The organism is Acholeplasma laidlawii, from assembly GCF_015709225.1.
GTDB classification, from domain to species: domain Bacteria; phylum Bacillota_I; class Bacilli_A; order Acholeplasmatales; family Acholeplasmataceae; genus Acholeplasma; species Acholeplasma laidlawii_A.
The window spans coordinates 1-16,695 of record NZ_JADNRS010000010.1; the positions used below are offsets into that span (position 1 = coordinate 1).

The following is a 16,695-nucleotide window of genomic DNA, read 5'->3' on the forward strand; positions in this document are numbered from 1 at the left end:
ACTATAAGGCACAATATTACTATTTAGATGGTACTAAGTTAAATACTAATCCAACATCAAATCCACAACCTCCATTTTCATTTGAGGGTACAGATTATATTAATCAAAGTGCCTTCTCATATGATTTTGTTACGGAATATTTTGATATTGTATCAGGTAGTTATTATAACCCTTCAAATTATGAGGCAGTTATTGTTGTAGATGAAAGACATAGATTACCTAATAACATCATGACTTTCTTAGGGGTGAGTCAAAATACAATTATTCCTTTTGAAAATTTAGTTGGTCAAACATTTAAAATATTTACAAATAATGCAATGTATAAACCAAATGACGGTATCTTCACAGAGAAAAATACAAATGTAGATACAGCAGACTTGTTATCATTATATAATGATGAATCTAACCAAAACGTCATCACTGTTACAATTTCAGGTATTATTAAGGTGAATACAGATTTTGTATCAGTAGGTGAAGGGATTTATTATACACCTAAAGTAGCTAAAAGAATTATTGAACTTAACACTCAATCAGATGTTGTAGTTGCACAACGTGCAAGTGAAACATCTGTTGTCAACGGTGTAACAATTAGCTTAAATAATACAAAAGAAGATGTGTTATATACCTTAGGTGGTTATGATCTACCAAGTGGTATCTTAGTTTATCCAAATAGTTTTGATGACAAAGAAGCAATACTAAATATATTAGATGGTTATAACATTGGTAAAGATGAAGAGGCTCAAGTAAATTATGTGGACACTGTTGCATCCGCTGTAGGTATGATTAAAACAGTGATGGATTCAATTAGTGCTGTATTAATTGCATTTGCAGCAATATCCCTTTTTGTATCCAGTGTTATGATTGGTATTATTACCTATACCTCAGTATTAGAACGAACCAAAGAAATTGGTGTGCTACGTTCTATTGGGGCTAGAAAAAAAGATATATCACGTGTATTTAATGCAGAAGCTATTCTTATTGGATTATTTGCTGGTACATTAGGTATTATCATCACTTATTTACTAGTACCTGTTGTAAATATTTTCTTAGCTGAACCAACAGGTAATGATCAAATTGCTCAGTTATTCTATCTACACGCATTCTTGCTTATAGCAGTTTCTGTGTTACTTACATTTATTGCAGGATTAGTACCTGCAAAAATTGCATCCAACAAAGATCCTGTAGCTGCTTTACGTAGTGAGTGAAATAGAGTATAATATACATAACACGATGAAAGAGCTAATTTTAACTTTTATGTAGTAGAGAGTCTGTGGTTGGTGAAAACAGATCATATAGTTAGAAGTTCCACTCTGGAGTGATGCTAAAAACATCCGAGTTATTCCCGTTAAGAATGTATGAGCGCTATTGTTTATATACAATAGAATTAAGGTGGCACCGCGATAATTAATGGATCGTCCTTAGACTATTTTTAGTCTAAGGACGTTTATTTTATAAGGAGAAGGAAAAATGTTAGATTTAAAATATATAACTGAGAATATAGATGAAGTCATATTGAAGTTAAATACTAGAGGTGGTGATTTTAGCCACTTAAGACAATTAATAGATTTACAAGAAGAGCGTAAATCTGTAATTAAAGAAGTTGAAGACTTAAAAGCAAAGAGAAACGGGTACTCTAAAGAAATTGGGGAACTTAAAAGACAAAAACAAGACGCTTCTCACTTATTATTAAAAGTAGAGACAATTAAAAGTGAAATACCAGCACTTGAGTTAAAACTTGGTAAGATTGATGAAAAAATTAATAAAGAACTCATCGTTTTACCAAATATTCCTGCTGACGATGTACCGGTTGGTAAAGATGAATCTGCAAATATTGAAATTAAAAAATGGGGTACTATTAGACATTTTGATTTTGAAGTAAAAGATCATACTCAATTAGGTGAAGCACTAAATATATTAGACTTTGAACGTGCAACTAAAATCACTGGTCCGCGTTTTGTAGTAGATAAAGGGTTAGGCGCTAGACTTGAAAGAGCGCTTATTAACTTTATGATAGATACCCATGCATATACACATGGTTATACCGAAATCATTCCACCCTTTATTGTGAATGATAAATCCATGTATGCAACAGGTCAATTTCCTAAGTTTAAGGAGGATGCTTTTAAATTAGAAGGATTTGATTGGTATTTAAATCCTACAGCTGAAGTGCCTACTATAAACCTATTTAGGGATGAAATCATCGATAACGATGCATTACCAATTCAGTATGTATCTTATACAACAGCATTTAGATCAGAGGCCGGTTCTGCTGGACGAGATACAAAAGGTATTTTAAGACAACATCAATTTAATAAAGTTGAGTTAATTAAATTTGCACGACCTGAAGATTCTGAACAAGCACATCAAGATATGTTAGCAAACTCCGAAAGAATACTACAACTACTAAATATTCCTTATCGAGTGGTTGTCTTATCAACAGGAGACATGGGTTTTGGTATGAGTAAGACATATGATATTGAAGTATGGTTACCTGGGCAAAATATGTACCGTGAAATTGGATCTATTTCAAATGCTAGAGATTTTCAAGCAAGAAGAGCCAACATTCGCTTTAAACGTTCAAAAGATGCTAAAACAGAATATGTGCATACATTAAACGGTTCTGGTTTAGCTGTTGGTAGAACAATGATTGCAGTACTAGAAAACTATCAAAATCAAGATGGATCAATTACGATACCAGAAGTCTTAAAACCATATATGGGTGTAGAAGTTATAAAATAATGTTATTCATTACAATAAATAACATAGTTTTTCATAAAGATTGAGAAAAAAAGGTATAGCCTATATACTAGAGGTACTTCATTTTTCTCTCTCGAAACGCCACCTTAAAAAAGGTGGCTTTTCCTTTATAAATACTAAGTTTCAAATTATGTGATAAAATTATAATATGAAAATTAATTAATCCAAGGGGGAATACAATTAATGAAAATATATTTTGTTGAAGACGAAGTTAATATTTCAGAAATTATTCGTAAATATTTAACAAGAGAAAATTATGATGTTACAGTTTTCTATGATGGTGAAACAGCAATGGAACACGTTGGTGATCCAGTTGATTTATGGATTTTAGATATTATGTTGACTGGTGAAATTGACGGTTTTGATTTAATTAAGGCGATTTCAAAAGCAAATCCAGAAGCTGCTGTCATATTTACTTCAGCCAGAGATCAAGCTTTAGATAAAATCAAAGGTCTTGAATTAGGATCTGATGATTATATTGCTAAACCATATTCACCTAAAGAATTAATGCTTAGAGTCAAAGCTGTTTTAAAACGTAAGAATTCAAGACCAGGTCATATGACTTATAGTGATTACTCTATTCAATTAGACTCTAGAGAAATCAGACAAGGTGATAAACTGATTGAACTTACTAATAAAGAGTTTGAAATGTTACTTGTATTCTTAAAAAATAAACAAGAACCAATTGAAAGAAAACTTTTATTAGAAACTATATGGGGTAAAAACTATGTGGGTTCTGATAGAGTTGTAGATGACTTACTACGTCGTCTGCGTTCTAAGATGCCATTATTAAGAATAGAAACTATTTACGGATTCGGCTATAGATTATTATGACCAAACTAAAACTTGCCACACAACTCAATATCATATTTTCATTTGTCACGATATTAGGTGGTATGTTTTTTTTGTTTATCGTTAATTTGAGTTTTACTAAAGCTTATGAAAATCAAAACAGAATTTATTTAGATAGTTATTTTAATGAAATATTAAGACTCTATGAAGAAAATCCTATGGGATTTTCTTATGAGAGTCTTACAAAATATAACGACTTTTTCATTATCGTAGATGACCAAGTAGTCCATTATTCTAAAAATAATGTAACACTACAAGATTTTAATCAAATATCTAATCTCATGTTAAGAGAACATTTTAAGGGTCAGGAAACATATACCAACAGAACACTTAGATATACCATAGATGGTAATATAGCCTATATGGGACGCATTAAAAGACCATTAAATGGTACGAAGTATGGTGTGTTTGTAGTATCTAACGTGACGGAGTTTGTTGAAGATATGACAGGTAATATCCCGTTTTATACAACACTCGCATTCTTAAATATATTAGTACTCGGTAATATCATTGTGTGGCTTTGGAGTACTAGTACAGTAGGAAATTTAAAAGATCTACAATCTAGTGTGAAACAAATGATTGAAGATGATTATCAATCAGAGGTGAAAGTAGATAGTGGTGCAGAAGAGATTGCTTCTCTTGCTGAAACTATTAATAATATGCGTATTGAAATTAAAAATAATGAAGATACTAAAAAAGAAATGATTCAAAACTTAGGGCATGATTTGAAAACGCCGATTGCTGTCATCAGGTCTTATGCAGAAGCGATTCAAGATGGTATTGAAGGCGTGGAATCGACTGATCTTATTATTAAACAATCAGATTTACTCAATAAAAAGGTTAAGCAAATTATTGAGTATAGTAAGATCGGCTATATTGATAACCATAACACTTATGAAAAGACATCATTTAAGACAATTGTTGAACAAGTTGTAAATAACTATAAATATATCACGAATTTAAGGTTTATTATTGATATTGAAACAGATTGGATTCATCTAATGGATCCGGAGGGGGCACATATTGCAATATCTAACATTGTAGATAATGCAGTGCGCTATGCACAAACTAAAATTGTTATCCAAATTACAGAAAAAAAGCTCACCATCTTTAATGATGGGGAGCATATAGAAGAAAATGTTCTACCAAAGATTTTTAAAGCCTATGAAAAAGGCAGTAAGGGTCAATTTGGTTTAGGTCTAGCTATTGTAAAAGAAACAATGGATAGATTTGGTTTAAAGGTTTCGGTTAATAATCACGCTAATGGTGTATTATTTACGATAGAGCTGCAATAATCATTGCTGCTCTATTTTTGTAATCATCAGCCGTGATTGTTTTTGAAGTATCATTTAGTTTAATTGTAATCTCTTCTTTATCATATCGTGGGATAATATGTACGTGATAATGAAAAACAGTTTGTCCTGCTGTTGAACCATTGTTATTTAATAAGTTAATCCCTAAGGGATTAAATGCATGCTGAATACCTTTAGATAATTTTTGTACGACACCAAACAAATGTTTTAAAATATTTTCTGGAACCTCTAATATATTTTCATAAGGCGATTTTGTAACAACTAACGTGTGCCCTTTAGTACTTTGTGTAATATCTAAAAATGCAATGACTAAATCATCTTCATATACGATATGACTAGGAATCTTTCTTTCCACTATCTTTGTAAATATTGTTTCCATAATTATCATCTCCTTATACATATTATATCAAATATCTTTTCTTGTGGATGTTTCTTATACGTGATATAATTTATATAAAGATTTAAATTGGAAGGAAGAAATTATGAAAAAAATACCTGTGGGCATCTCTGGACGCCACGCTCATGTTACAAAAGAGCATTTAGAAATATTATTTGGAGCTGGTTATGAATTAACCATTTTAAAAGAATTAAGCCAACCTGGTCAATATGCAGCTGAAGAAAAAATTAATGTTGTATCCCCAGATGGTAGAGTATTAGAAGGCGTTCGTATTCTAGGACCAACACGTAAAGGTACTCAAATTGAAATCTCACAAAGTGATGCAATCCGTTATAAATTTGTTGCACCTGTTCGTTCAAGTGGTGATACTGCTGGATCAGGAAAAGCTAAATTAATTGGACCTAAAGGTGAAGTAGAAATTAATGAGGGTGTCATCATTGCTGATAGACATATTCATTTCTCACCTGAAGATGCACTAACTTTTGGTGTTAAAGATAGAGATGTTGTCTCAATTAAAATTGATGGTATAAAAGCGGGTCTATTAGATAACGTATTATGCCGTGTACACGAAAGTTTTAGATTAGATTGCCATTTAGATACAGATGATGGTGCAGCATTTATGCTAAGAAATGGTGATATGGTATCACTTGTTAAAAAATATCAAATTTTAGACTAAAAATAGATAAGTGGCATTTGCCACTTTTCACTTCATAAGAGGTAATATATGGTAAAACTTGAAAGACAAAAAGTGTTTAGAGACCCATTATATGGTTATATTCATGTAGATTATGACTTCATTATTGAATTAATCGATACATCAGTATTTCAAAGGCTAAGACGTGTTAGACAGTTATCTGGTGTTCATATGGTCTTTCATGCTGCAGAGCACTCTAGATTTTCACACGCACTAGGCGTTTATGAATTAGCGAATAGATTCTTAGATATCAAAGAAATTAAAGAAAACTTAAATGAACGTGAAAGTTTGTTGTTTTTAGTTGCAGCACTCTTACATGATATCGGACATGGTGCATATTCACATGCATTTGAGTATGTATTTAAAGTAAACCATGAAGTCATTGGTGCAACCATTATTAAAACACACCCTGAAATAAGAAATATTTTAGATAAGATAGATGCTTCATTTGCGGATGATGTTGCAAGTATTATTTTAAAGGATAAGAAATTTCCATTAATTGAGCAACTCATCTCTTCTCAACTAGATGTGGATAGACTAGATTACTTGGAAAGAGATGCTTATTTTACCGGAGCCGCTTATGGGCATATTGATTTAGACCGTTTAATGAGAGTAGTTAAAATACAAAATAAAAAATTAGCCTTTAAAGCATCAGGTATTCACGCAATTGAAAACTACTTAGTTGCCAGATACCATATGTACTGGCAAGTATATTACCATCCAAAAGCAAGAGCTTATGAAGTGATACTAGAAAAAATATATTTTAGAGTTAGAGATTTACTAGAAACTAATTTTGATTTTGAGCATGATGTTACATCACTTAAAACCATACTAAAAGACCCAACTAACATGTATGCTTACTTAAAGATAGATGATTACTATATGAATGGCCTAATTGCATATTTTTTAAATTCAAAAGATCCTATCTTAAAAGAATTATCAAATGACTTTTTAAATCGTAATATTTGGTCATACATTGATGATACTAAAGAAAACCAGCGAAAAATCAATGACATCTTAAACTCAAGAAGCGAAGATGATATTAAATACTTTACACTTAAAACAAGTGTTGAGCAAAGTGCCTACCGTGAAACAGAAGCCAATTTAGGGGATCAAATTTACATTTTCAATGAGAAAGGTAAGATTGTAACTTTATCTGAACATTCATCCATTGTGCACTCACTTGTAACATCGAGTGTAAAATCAGATCCTAAGTTCTTCTATAAAAAACGATGAAACAAAAATTATATGTTGTTGAAGGCACGCATGATGAAACTTTACTTAAACAAATTGATCCAAATATAAAAACTGTTTCGGTAGGTGGATCACAAATTAAAGAGGATGTAATCCAGTTTTTAAAAACCTACGAAGATAAATTTCAAATTATACTTTTATTAGATCCTGATTATACTGGTGAACAAATTAGGAAAAGGATTGCCAAACATTTAGTAAATCCTACACATATCTTTGTTCAAAAACATAAGGCGATAAGTAAAAATAAAAAGAAGATAGGTGTTGAACACCTATCTTTAGAAGACTTAAAGACTATGTTACTCCATGAAGTGCAAGAATTACCAAAAACAGAATCTATTACATTAGATAGTTTATATAAATTGGGACTTAGTGGTCAAATAGACTCTAAAGCCAAAAGAGACTATTTAACCAGCAAATTAAACCTAACTTATAGTAACTCCAAAACACTCATACAAAGGCTTAATTGGCTCGGGTTAAGTTATAAAGATTTAGAGGATATATTATATGCATCAAGCTAAAAAAAGATTTGGTCAAAACTTTTTAACGGATAAGAATTTATTGAAAAAGATTGTTGACTCAGCACAAATTCATGATAAAAACGTACTAGAAATTGGTCCTGGGTTAGGTGCACTAACTCAGTTTATTGTTAAAGATTCTAAAAAGTATCTTGCATATGAAATTGACTACTCTCTAAAAGCTGTTTTAGAAAGTTTTGTTAGTGATGATAGTAACATCATATTCCAAGATTTTCTAGAATCTGATGTTACAAGTGATTTAAATAACTATTTTAATGGTGAACCTATTCATTTGATTGGTAATTTACCATACTACATTACAACACCAATTATTTTTAAATTCTTAGAAATAGATCAACTTAAAACAGCAACAATTATGGTCCAAAAAGAAGTAGGTGACCGAATGATTAGTAAAAAGAATTTAAAAAGTTATAATGCCTTTTCCGCAATCTTACAATACTTTACTGACGTAAGGCTAGTCGTTAATGTAAATAGAAAAATGTTTAATCCAGTCCCTAAAGTAGATTCCATGGTTGTTCAGCTTACTAAAAAAGAGACTAAACTTGATAAATCATTGGAACCTAAGTTTATTCAAATTGTCAAGTTAAGTTTTATGCATAAAAGAAAAACCTTGCTAAATAATTTATCTACAGGTTTAAATGAAGATAAAGTTAAGGTACTTGAATCATTAAAGTCACTTAATTTAGATGAAAACACAAGAGCTGAATCTCTTGGTGTGGATGATTTTATTACACTAACTGAAAAACTGTATCAATAAACTAATAAAAATATTGAGCGTTTGCATCAATATTTTTTTACTTTTAGTAAAGCAAACATTTAGAAAAGCACAAATAATTACATAAAAACATATCAAAGATTATTTTAGCACATAAAAAAGCCATAAATATTATTATTTTATAATGTAAGCGCTTGAAAAAGCGAAAAATATGCTATAATATTTTTGTATCAAACATCCGGGAGGGGCAAAGTGAAAATAACAGACGTCAGAGTAAGACACGTAAGTAGTGACTCAAGATTAAAAGGTGTAGTAACAATTACATTTGAAGATGCATTCGTAGTGCATGACATACGAGTGATTGAAGGTGAAAATGGATTATTCGTTGCAATGCCTAGCAAGAAGATGCCAAATGGCGGTTTCAGAGATATAGCACATCCAATACATGCGGATATGCGTAAACAGATCGAAGATTCTATCATTAAGGCATATAAAGAAACACTAGATGCTGAAGCAACTGCTTCAGTTGAAGAATAAACTAAAGAATTAATAGGGTTTAGAGGATAATTAGTACTCGCAAAACAGCATCAATCGAAGATATTGCCGATGGCAATATTTTTTGATTATAGAAATAAACAACAATTCGCGTAAAAGGTTGTTTTTCTCTCTAAAGATAAGTTATTATAGATAATTGATGATATAATGGAATTTAGAAAAGGGAGGCTTACTAACAATGACTATTGATGAAAAAAAGGCTAAATTATTTACACTTTCCGCTAATAAACCGCTAGCTGAAAAAATAGCTAAAAGTGCAGGAATTCCATTATCAAATGTTGAAGTTATTCGATTTGCTGATGGAGAGATTACCGTTAACATTGAAGAATCTGTAAGAGGTAATCATGTATTCGTGATTCAACCAACATCAGAACCAGCAAATGACCATTTAATGGAGGTATTAGTATTGACGGATGCACTTAAGAGAGCATCTGCGGCATCTATTACAATTATCATGCCATATTTTGGTTATTCAAGACAAGATAGAAAAGCTAAATCACGTCAACCAATTACTGCTAAATTAGTTGCTAACCTACTGACTGTAGCAGGTGTTGATCGTGTCGTAAGTATTGACTTACACGCGGCTCAAATTCAAGGTTTCTTTGATATTCCAATTGACAATTTCCCTGCTGCACCAACACTAGCTTCATATTTTAGAAGAAAAAAATTGGAAAATGTTGTTGTAGTATCTCCTGACCATGGTGGTGTGACACGTGCACGTGTATTTGCATCATTTTTTAATGCCCCACTTGCAATCATAGATAAGAGAAGACCTGAACCTAATAAGGCAGAGGTTATGAATATCATTGGTGATGTAAATGGTGCAACATGTATTATGATTGATGACATCATAGATACTGGTGGTACATTAATGGCTGGAGCAAATGCTTTAAAAGAAGCTGGTGCTAAAGAAGTGTATGCAGCAGCTACTCATGGAGTATTAACATCTAATGCAACAGAAAGACTACAAAATTCAGTAATTAATGAGATTATTATTACAGATACAATCTACCTGGATCCAGCTAAAAATCAACCAAAACTTAAACAATTATCGATTGGTGCACTATTAGGTGAAGCAATTATTCATATCCTACAAGACGAACCAATCTCCCAAATATTTAATAGAATTCAAGAGGATCAATAATGAAACTCATTGTCGGTTTAGGAAATCCCGGCAAACAATATGTTCAAACAAGGCACAACATAGGTTTCATCGCTATAGATAAACTCTTAAGCCACTTAAATACCGAATTAAAAGTCGATTCTAAACTACAAGCAGCATACACTAAAACCAAAATTGAAGGTCATGATGTTATCATCGCAAAACCACTAACCTACATGAATTTATCTGGTGATGCTGTTACAAAATTAATGAATTTCTATAAAATAGATGTAGAAGATATACTAGTTATTTTAGATGATACCGCATTACCTTTAGGTAAGATAAGAATACGTCAAACAGGTAGTCATGGTGGTCAAAATGGCTTAAAAGATATCATTAATAAATTAGGAACTAAAGACTTTAAAAGATTAAGGATAGGTATTGGAGAACATGCCCATATGGACAAAGTTGACTTTGTCCTTGGCAAGTTCTCGACAAATGAGTTAAATACGATACTACCTACGATTGAATATATAAATGATGCCATCATTGAGTGGATTTCAACAAACAACTTTAACAATATAATGACCAAATACAACACCCCCCAGACTCTTTAGTCTGGGCTTTATCACGTGCAAAAAGGAAGCATTTTATGATTAAAAACCTATTAAACTCCATATATAAAGATGCCGCCATTTTAAACGCCAGAACAGGCGATTTTAAAGGTGTGTCCCATAGCTATCTACAGACAATGCTTTCGCTTAGATATGATATTTCTAATAAAAATATTTTTGTAGTCTTACCAAATCTATATGAGGCTCAAAAATACTATGATACATTATCTTCTATTATTGATGAAAGTAAAGTACTGTTTTATCCAATGGATCAGACATTAACCTCGATGATGGCGCTAGGTTCTCCTGAATTTAAAAACGAGCGTTTATTTACTTTAAGAAAACTTCTACAAGCGGATGAAAAGTATATTATTATCACCACTCAAGAAGGTATTTTACATAGACAATTAAAACCTGAGGACTATGAGCGTAGTGTTAAAAAAATAAACGTTAACGATAACTATGATCTTACAGACCTTACAAAAAAACTAATATATGATGGCTACCAGTTTAACTATACAGTAGAAAGACCGGGCGAGTTTTCAATTAGAGGTTCTATATTGGATATCTATACACATGATTATAAAGATCCTTATCGTTTAGACTTTTTTGGTGACACCTTAGAATCTATTAAGACATTTGATGTACAAACTCAAAAGAGCATGAACCATATTACATCTATAGATATTGCCCCATTAAACGAATTATTTTATACTGATGATTTAAAAGAACAAGCACTTCAAAAAATAAATGAATATTTTACTAGTATTGAATTATCCGAAAAAGAAGATAAAAAATTAGAAACTGATCTTATGCATATCGAAGAACGTAAACGTATGGATAGTCTATCTATGTATATAGAGTTTTTTAATGATGAAGTGACAACTATTTTAGATTTTAGTAATCCATATGATTTAATACTGGTAGATAGTTATAAGATGGAGCTCAATGAGGAAACTACTGACCAAGATTTATTGACCTATGGGCATACGATGCAAGGAAATGCATTTATAGGTTTAAACTTTAAAATTAAGTTAAAAGAGTTACTCAAAAAAAATCATTTATCATTTCAAATATATTCGGTAACTGATAAACCATCTATTGATTTGGGTGTTATAGATGTCGATCCTTTTGTAGGACATTTAGAACAACTGATCTTATTTATCAATGAATATAAGGGATTTAATATACTTATATCTACCAAGACTATGGTATCTTTTGAACGTATTAAAGAGCACTTATCTAATCATAAAATAAACTATAACGTTAATAAATTTAAAGATGAACAAGTTGTATTAGTAGAAGAAGATTTACCAGGATCGTTTATTGATTTAAATCATAAGTTTATCGTTTTAACGGAAGATGCAATCTTAGATACTAAGAAAAAAGCTAAGGTTCGATACCGATCAGTTATTAACCAAGCAGTAAAAATTAGAGATATCTCAGAACTACAAAATGGTGATTATGTTGTACACTATGATTTTGGTATTGGCCAATATATTGGACTTAAGACGATGACTTTATCAGGGGATAAAAGGGATTACCTGCATATTGTTTATGATAAAGATGAAGCACTTTATGTACCAACAGATCAAATAGATTTAGTATTAAAATATAAAAGCTATGATCAAGTTAAACCTAAACTATCTAAGTTAAACGCCAAACAATGGAGTAAGACAAAAGCCCAAGTCAAACAAAAGATTAAAGATTTATCCGATAGATTACTCAATCTCTATGCAAAAAGACATCAAGCACAAGGGTATCAATTCGGTCCTAGAACGGATATGTTAACAGCTTTTGAAAAAGACTTTAATTATGATGAAACAATTGACCAACAAAAAGCAATTGATGCGGTATTTGAAGATATGGAAAGTTCTAAACCGATGGACAGGCTTATAGCAGGTGATGTTGGTTATGGTAAAACAGAAGTGGCACTTCGTGCAGCTTTTAAAGCTGTCGTAGATGCAAAACAAGTTGCTTACCTAGTACCGACAACGGTACTGGCTAGACAACATTATTTAACCTTTAAAGACAGGTTTGAAAAGTATGGTGGGAGTGTTGCACTACTCTCAAGATATGTCAGTAAAAAGGAACAAAAAGAAGTATTGGAAAAGATAGCAAAAGGCTATATTGATGTCGTTATTGGAACGCATAGATTATTAAGTGATGATATCATTTTTAAAGATCTAGGTTTATTTATTATTGATGAAGAACAACGCTTTGGAGTTCAGCATAAAGAAAAAATCAAAGAAATTAAAGTGAATGTAGATACCTTAACATTATCTGCAACACCTATCCCAAGAACGCTTCAAATGGCGATGTACGGTCTTAAAGACTTATCTATGATTGATACACCACCTTTAAATAGGTATCCAGTACAAACTTATGTTGTTGAAAGACAACCTGCATTGATTAAAGAAGCAATTGATAGAGAACTATCGCGTGGTGGACAAGTATTTTACTTATTTAATAATACAGAGAGAATGGAAGCTCAAGTACTAAAGCTTCAACAACTTGTACCAAATGCAAGAATTACTTATGCACACGGTAAGATGACGAAAAATAGAATTGAAGATACACTGTCTAGATTCGTTGAAAAAGAATTTGATATCTTAGTTTCAACAACTATTATAGAAACAGGTGTAGATATACCCAATACCAATACACTTATTATCCATGATGCCGATCACTTAGGTCTTGCACAACTCTATCAATTACGTGGACGTGTGGGTAGATCAGATAGAATTGCTTATGCGTATTTAATGTTTGATGGCTATAAAGATGTAAATGATGAATCCAAGAAACGTTTATCTGTTATTGAAGACTTTACTGATTTAGGTTCAGGGTTTAAAATTGCACTAAGAGATTTAGGTATTCGAGGTGCAGGTGATATTTTAGGTGAAGAACAATCAGGGTTTATTGATTCAGTAGGAATGGACTTATACATGAAACTTCTAGATGAAGTTATGACGGGTAAAGCATATGAATCTCCTAAAACAGATACAGTTGATCAAGTATTTTCTAAACGACATATACCACCGACATATATTAATCATGACCCAGTCAGAATTGAAATACATAAAAGAATCGCATCTTTAAATAAGATGCAAGATTTAGAAGATCTAAAACAAGAATTACTAGATAGATTCGGGCCAATTGATATAGATATGATGACCTATATGTATGAGAAACTTTATAAGAAGTTAGGACATCAAGTCGGTATTGAAAAAACCGTCCATGAAAAAGATTTTGTTAAAATGGTCATATCCTTAGAAAAAAGTGAACTTATAGATGGTATGAGACTACTTTATGTAGCATCTAAATCTAAGATGAACATCAGACTTGGACAATCTAGAGGACATGTTGAAATCAACATGTCTACTAAACATGAAACAAAACACTGGCTATATTTAGCATGTGAATTATTAGAAATGTATATTGATTTAAAGGAGATAACAATTAATGAGTGATGTAGGTGTTGTAGCACGAGGTATACGTACCCCAATTATTCGTAGTGGAAATGATTTAAGTCAAATTGTAGTAGATTCAATTATGAAGGCTTCAAAAACAGATAACTTTAACTTTGATGATAAGGACATTATCGCTGTGACAGAAGCTGTTGTAAGTATTGCACAAGGCAATTATGCAACACTTGATCAAATAGCTTATGATGTGAAAGAAAAGTTTAGTTCAAAACATATAGGATTAGTATTTCCAATATTATCAAGAAACAGGTTTGCAAACCTGCTTCGTGCTATTGCACGTGCAATGGACAAATTAACCATTTTATTAAGCTATCCTAAAGATGAAGTAGGTAATAGTATTTTATTTGAGAAAGACCTAGAAAGACTAGGTATTAATCCATATAATACTATCATCGATGAAGCAACCTATCAAAAAGAATTTAGCCATTTTAAACACCCGTTTACGGGTGTCAATATGGTTCAATATTATAAAGACATTATAGAAAAAGAAAACTGTGAAGTTAGCTTTCTATTTTCAAATAATCCAGAAGATATTTTAAAGTATACAAGCGAAGTATTAGTGTGTGATATCCATACAAGAATAGCTACAAAAGAAAGACTAAAAAGCCATCAAGCAAGTAAAGTCTTAGGGCTAGATGATTTATTAAATAAACCCGTATTGAACTCAGGGTTTAATGAAGTCTATGGTCTATATGGATCAAATGCTGCTGGAAGTGAAAGTGTCAAGTTATTTCCTCATCATAATGATCTAATAGTTTATGATATTCAAAAGAAATTTAAAGCGTTAACTGGGAAACATGTAGAAGTATTAATTTACGGAGACGGGGCCTTTAAAGACCCGGTTGGTGGTATTTGGGAGTTGGCAGACCCTGTTGTGAGTCCTTCTTATACAAAAGGCTTAGAAGGTACACCAAACGAAATTAAACTTAAATATATGTCAGATGATAAATATAAAGATTTATCTGGTGATGCACTTAAAAGTGCAATCATTAGTGAAATTAGTCAAAAATCAAATACGTTAACGGATGATGCCAAATTAGGTACTACACCAAGAAGATATGTGGATTTAATTGGATCACTTTGTGATTTAGTAACCGGTAGTGGCGATAAGGGTACACCGGTCGTATATATCAAAAACTATTTTAAAAACATTTCTGATAAATAACCACAAAAGTTACGTAATCATAATACATGCTAAAATGATATATATAGATATGTTTTAGCGAAGGAGAATCTAATGTCTAAAATTGATATATTAAAAATTGCTAAATCAGCACAAATAGCAAAGTCTAAAAATGAGCATGTCATTGATGCTACAATCGGTATGTTTTATAATGATGACTCTAAACTCATCATACCAGCAGTAGAAAAAGCATATTATGATCTAGATTTACTAGAAGCATTTAAATATGGTGCTACCGATGGTGGGCCTATGTTTGTAGAAAACGTCATAGATTGGGTATTAGATGATAAAAGAAAATCGGTGGAAGAAAAGTTTTTAATAGGAGCACTATCTACACCGGGTGGTAGTGGTGCTATTTCACTTATTTTTAATACCTATGGTCATGTCGGTGATAAAGTCTTAGTACCAAGCTTAAGATGGCGTTATGAATACTTTTTGAATGCAGCTAAACTTAAAGTGCATGAGCATAATATGTTTAAAGGTGACGGATTTGATTTAGAAGATTTCAAGACACAATTAAACCATTTAACCAGTATTCAAAAGCGCGTGATTGTTGTTATTAACGATCCATGTCATAATCCAACAGGTTTTAGCTTATCAGATAAAGAGTGGCAAAGTATCATTGAAATACTAAATAGTTTTGATAAGAATGAACTTATTTTAGTCTACGATATCGCCTACTTTGATTATGATCCTAAAGGTTTTAATAATGCTAGAAATAATTTCTTAGCATTTAAACAACTGAAACCACACGTTCAAGTATTAACCGCCTTTAGTGCATCTAAATCTTTTGCAATGTATGGCGTAAGACTAGGTGGTTTATTAGGTTTATTTCATACAATAGAACAACAAAACTTCTTTAAAGCTCATGTCCTTGAAGATGCTTTAGGTAAATGGTCAACTGCCCCATCTGTAGGTGTAGGTATCTTTAATAAACTAGCAACTAGAAAAGATGAATATGTTCAGTACTTAAACACGCTCACACTAACTCTTAAACAACGTGGTGAAATATTCATTAAAGAGGCTTTAGAAAATAATTTAGATATTTGTCCTTATAGAGGGGGATTCTTTGTTTTAGTAAAATCAAATAATCCAGAAAAAGATTATGAAAAACTAATGGATGATAACATCTACCTTATTCCTATGGAAAAAGGGCTTAGAGTAGCGCTTTGCGGGATAACTACTAAAGAAGTTATAGGTCTTGCAAAACGTATTAAACACGTTGTAGGAGCGTAACA

General features: G+C 31.6%; 14 protein-coding genes, 1 pseudogene and 1 other annotated feature. Of the genes and pseudogenes, 14 read left to right on the forward strand and 1 reads right to left on the reverse strand.

Going from position 1 to position 16,695, the window contains the following annotated elements:
* The 4 genes from IY230_RS00565 to IY230_RS00580 form a co-directional block, all read left to right on the forward strand.
* Positions 1–1,205: ABC transporter permease (locus IY230_RS00565; protein WP_196369413.1), on the forward strand; the 1,205-nt coding region annotated here is incomplete at its 5' end.
* A gap of 16 nt (positions 1,206–1,221) precedes the next feature.
* Positions 1,222–1,423, forward strand: a binding site (T-box leader).
* A gap of 44 nt (positions 1,424–1,467) precedes the next feature.
* The gene (gene serS, locus IY230_RS00570) at positions 1,468–2,739 is read left to right on the forward strand and encodes a serine--tRNA ligase (protein WP_196369414.1); all 1,272 of its coding nucleotides are present in this window, start codon (positions 1,468–1,470) and stop codon (positions 2,737–2,739) included.
* Positions 2,740–2,940: 201 nt separating this feature from the next.
* Positions 2,941–3,591, forward strand: coding sequence for a response regulator transcription factor (locus IY230_RS00575; RefSeq protein WP_012241984.1), 651 nt, complete (start codon positions 2,941–2,943; stop codon positions 3,589–3,591).
* Positions 3,592–3,653: 62 nt separating this feature from the next.
* Entirely contained in the window at positions 3,654–4,904 is a 1,251-nt protein-coding gene (locus tag IY230_RS00580; RefSeq protein WP_196369415.1) for a HAMP domain-containing sensor histidine kinase, read from the forward strand.
* On the opposite strand, the gene IY230_RS00585 is transcribed toward IY230_RS00580, so the two are convergent.
* Positions 4,885–5,301, reverse strand: coding sequence for an HIT family protein (locus tag IY230_RS00585; RefSeq protein ID WP_196369416.1), 417 nt, complete (start codon positions 5,299–5,301; stop codon positions 4,885–4,887). The two genes, IY230_RS00580 and IY230_RS00585, sit on opposite strands and share 20 nt — an antisense overlap.
* A gap of 103 nt (positions 5,302–5,404) precedes the next feature.
* Here IY230_RS00585 and IY230_RS00590 point away from each other — a divergent pair, with 103 nt between their 5' ends.
* The 10 genes and pseudogenes from IY230_RS00590 (at position 5,405) to IY230_RS00635 (ending at position 16,693) form a co-directional block, all read left to right on the forward strand.
* Positions 5,405–5,995 carry a phosphate propanoyltransferase gene (locus tag IY230_RS00590; protein ID WP_196369417.1) on the forward strand — a complete coding sequence of 197 codons (591 nt, stop codon included), beginning with the start codon at positions 5,405–5,407 and terminating at the stop codon, positions 5,993–5,995.
* Positions 5,996–6,043: 48 nt separating this feature from the next.
* A complete protein-coding gene (locus IY230_RS00595) occupies positions 6,044–7,249 on the forward strand; it encodes an HD domain-containing protein (protein ID WP_196369418.1) in 1,206 nt (401 codons plus the stop codon).
* Complete coding sequence (gene rnmV / locus IY230_RS00600; protein WP_196369419.1) at positions 7,246–7,785, forward strand: ribonuclease M5; 540 nt, start codon at positions 7,246–7,248, stop codon at positions 7,783–7,785. The genes IY230_RS00595 and rnmV overlap by 4 nt, the downstream gene beginning before the upstream one ends.
* Positions 7,772–8,560, forward strand: coding sequence for a 16S rRNA (adenine(1518)-N(6)/adenine(1519)-N(6))-dimethyltransferase RsmA (gene rsmA / locus IY230_RS00605; RefSeq protein WP_196369420.1), 789 nt, complete (start codon positions 7,772–7,774; stop codon positions 8,558–8,560). The genes rnmV and rsmA overlap by 14 nt, the downstream gene beginning before the upstream one ends.
* 210 nt (positions 8,561–8,770) lie before the next feature.
* Positions 8,771–9,055: a septation regulator SpoVG gene (spoVG, locus tag IY230_RS00610; protein ID WP_012241991.1), complete on the forward strand. Its 285-nt coding sequence runs from the start codon at positions 8,771–8,773 to the stop codon at positions 9,053–9,055.
* A gap of 196 nt (positions 9,056–9,251) precedes the next feature.
* The gene (locus IY230_RS00615) at positions 9,252–10,217 is read left to right on the forward strand and encodes a ribose-phosphate diphosphokinase (RefSeq protein ID WP_196369421.1); all 966 of its coding nucleotides are present in this window, start codon (positions 9,252–9,254) and stop codon (positions 10,215–10,217) included.
* The gene (gene pth / locus IY230_RS00620; RefSeq protein ID WP_196369422.1) at positions 10,217–10,792 is read left to right on the forward strand and encodes an aminoacyl-tRNA hydrolase; all 576 of its coding nucleotides are present in this window, start codon (positions 10,217–10,219) and stop codon (positions 10,790–10,792) included. The genes IY230_RS00615 and pth overlap by 1 nt, the downstream gene beginning before the upstream one ends.
* Positions 10,793–11,244: 452 nt before the next feature.
* Positions 11,245–14,259 (forward strand): annotated as a pseudogene (gene mfd / locus IY230_RS00625) (transcription-repair coupling factor); the annotation flags it as partial.
* Positions 14,252–15,439 (forward strand): coenzyme F420-0:L-glutamate ligase, encoded by a 1,188-nt coding sequence (locus IY230_RS00630; RefSeq protein WP_196369424.1) that lies wholly within the window; start codon positions 14,252–14,254, stop codon positions 15,437–15,439. The pseudogene mfd and the gene IY230_RS00630, both read left to right, overlap by 8 nt.
* Positions 15,440–15,511: 72 nt before the next feature.
* Positions 15,512–16,693 carry a pyridoxal phosphate-dependent aminotransferase gene (locus IY230_RS00635; RefSeq protein ID WP_196369425.1) on the forward strand — a complete coding sequence of 394 codons (1,182 nt, stop codon included), beginning with the start codon at positions 15,512–15,514 and terminating at the stop codon, positions 16,691–16,693.
* Positions 16,694–16,695 lie beyond the last annotated feature (2 nt).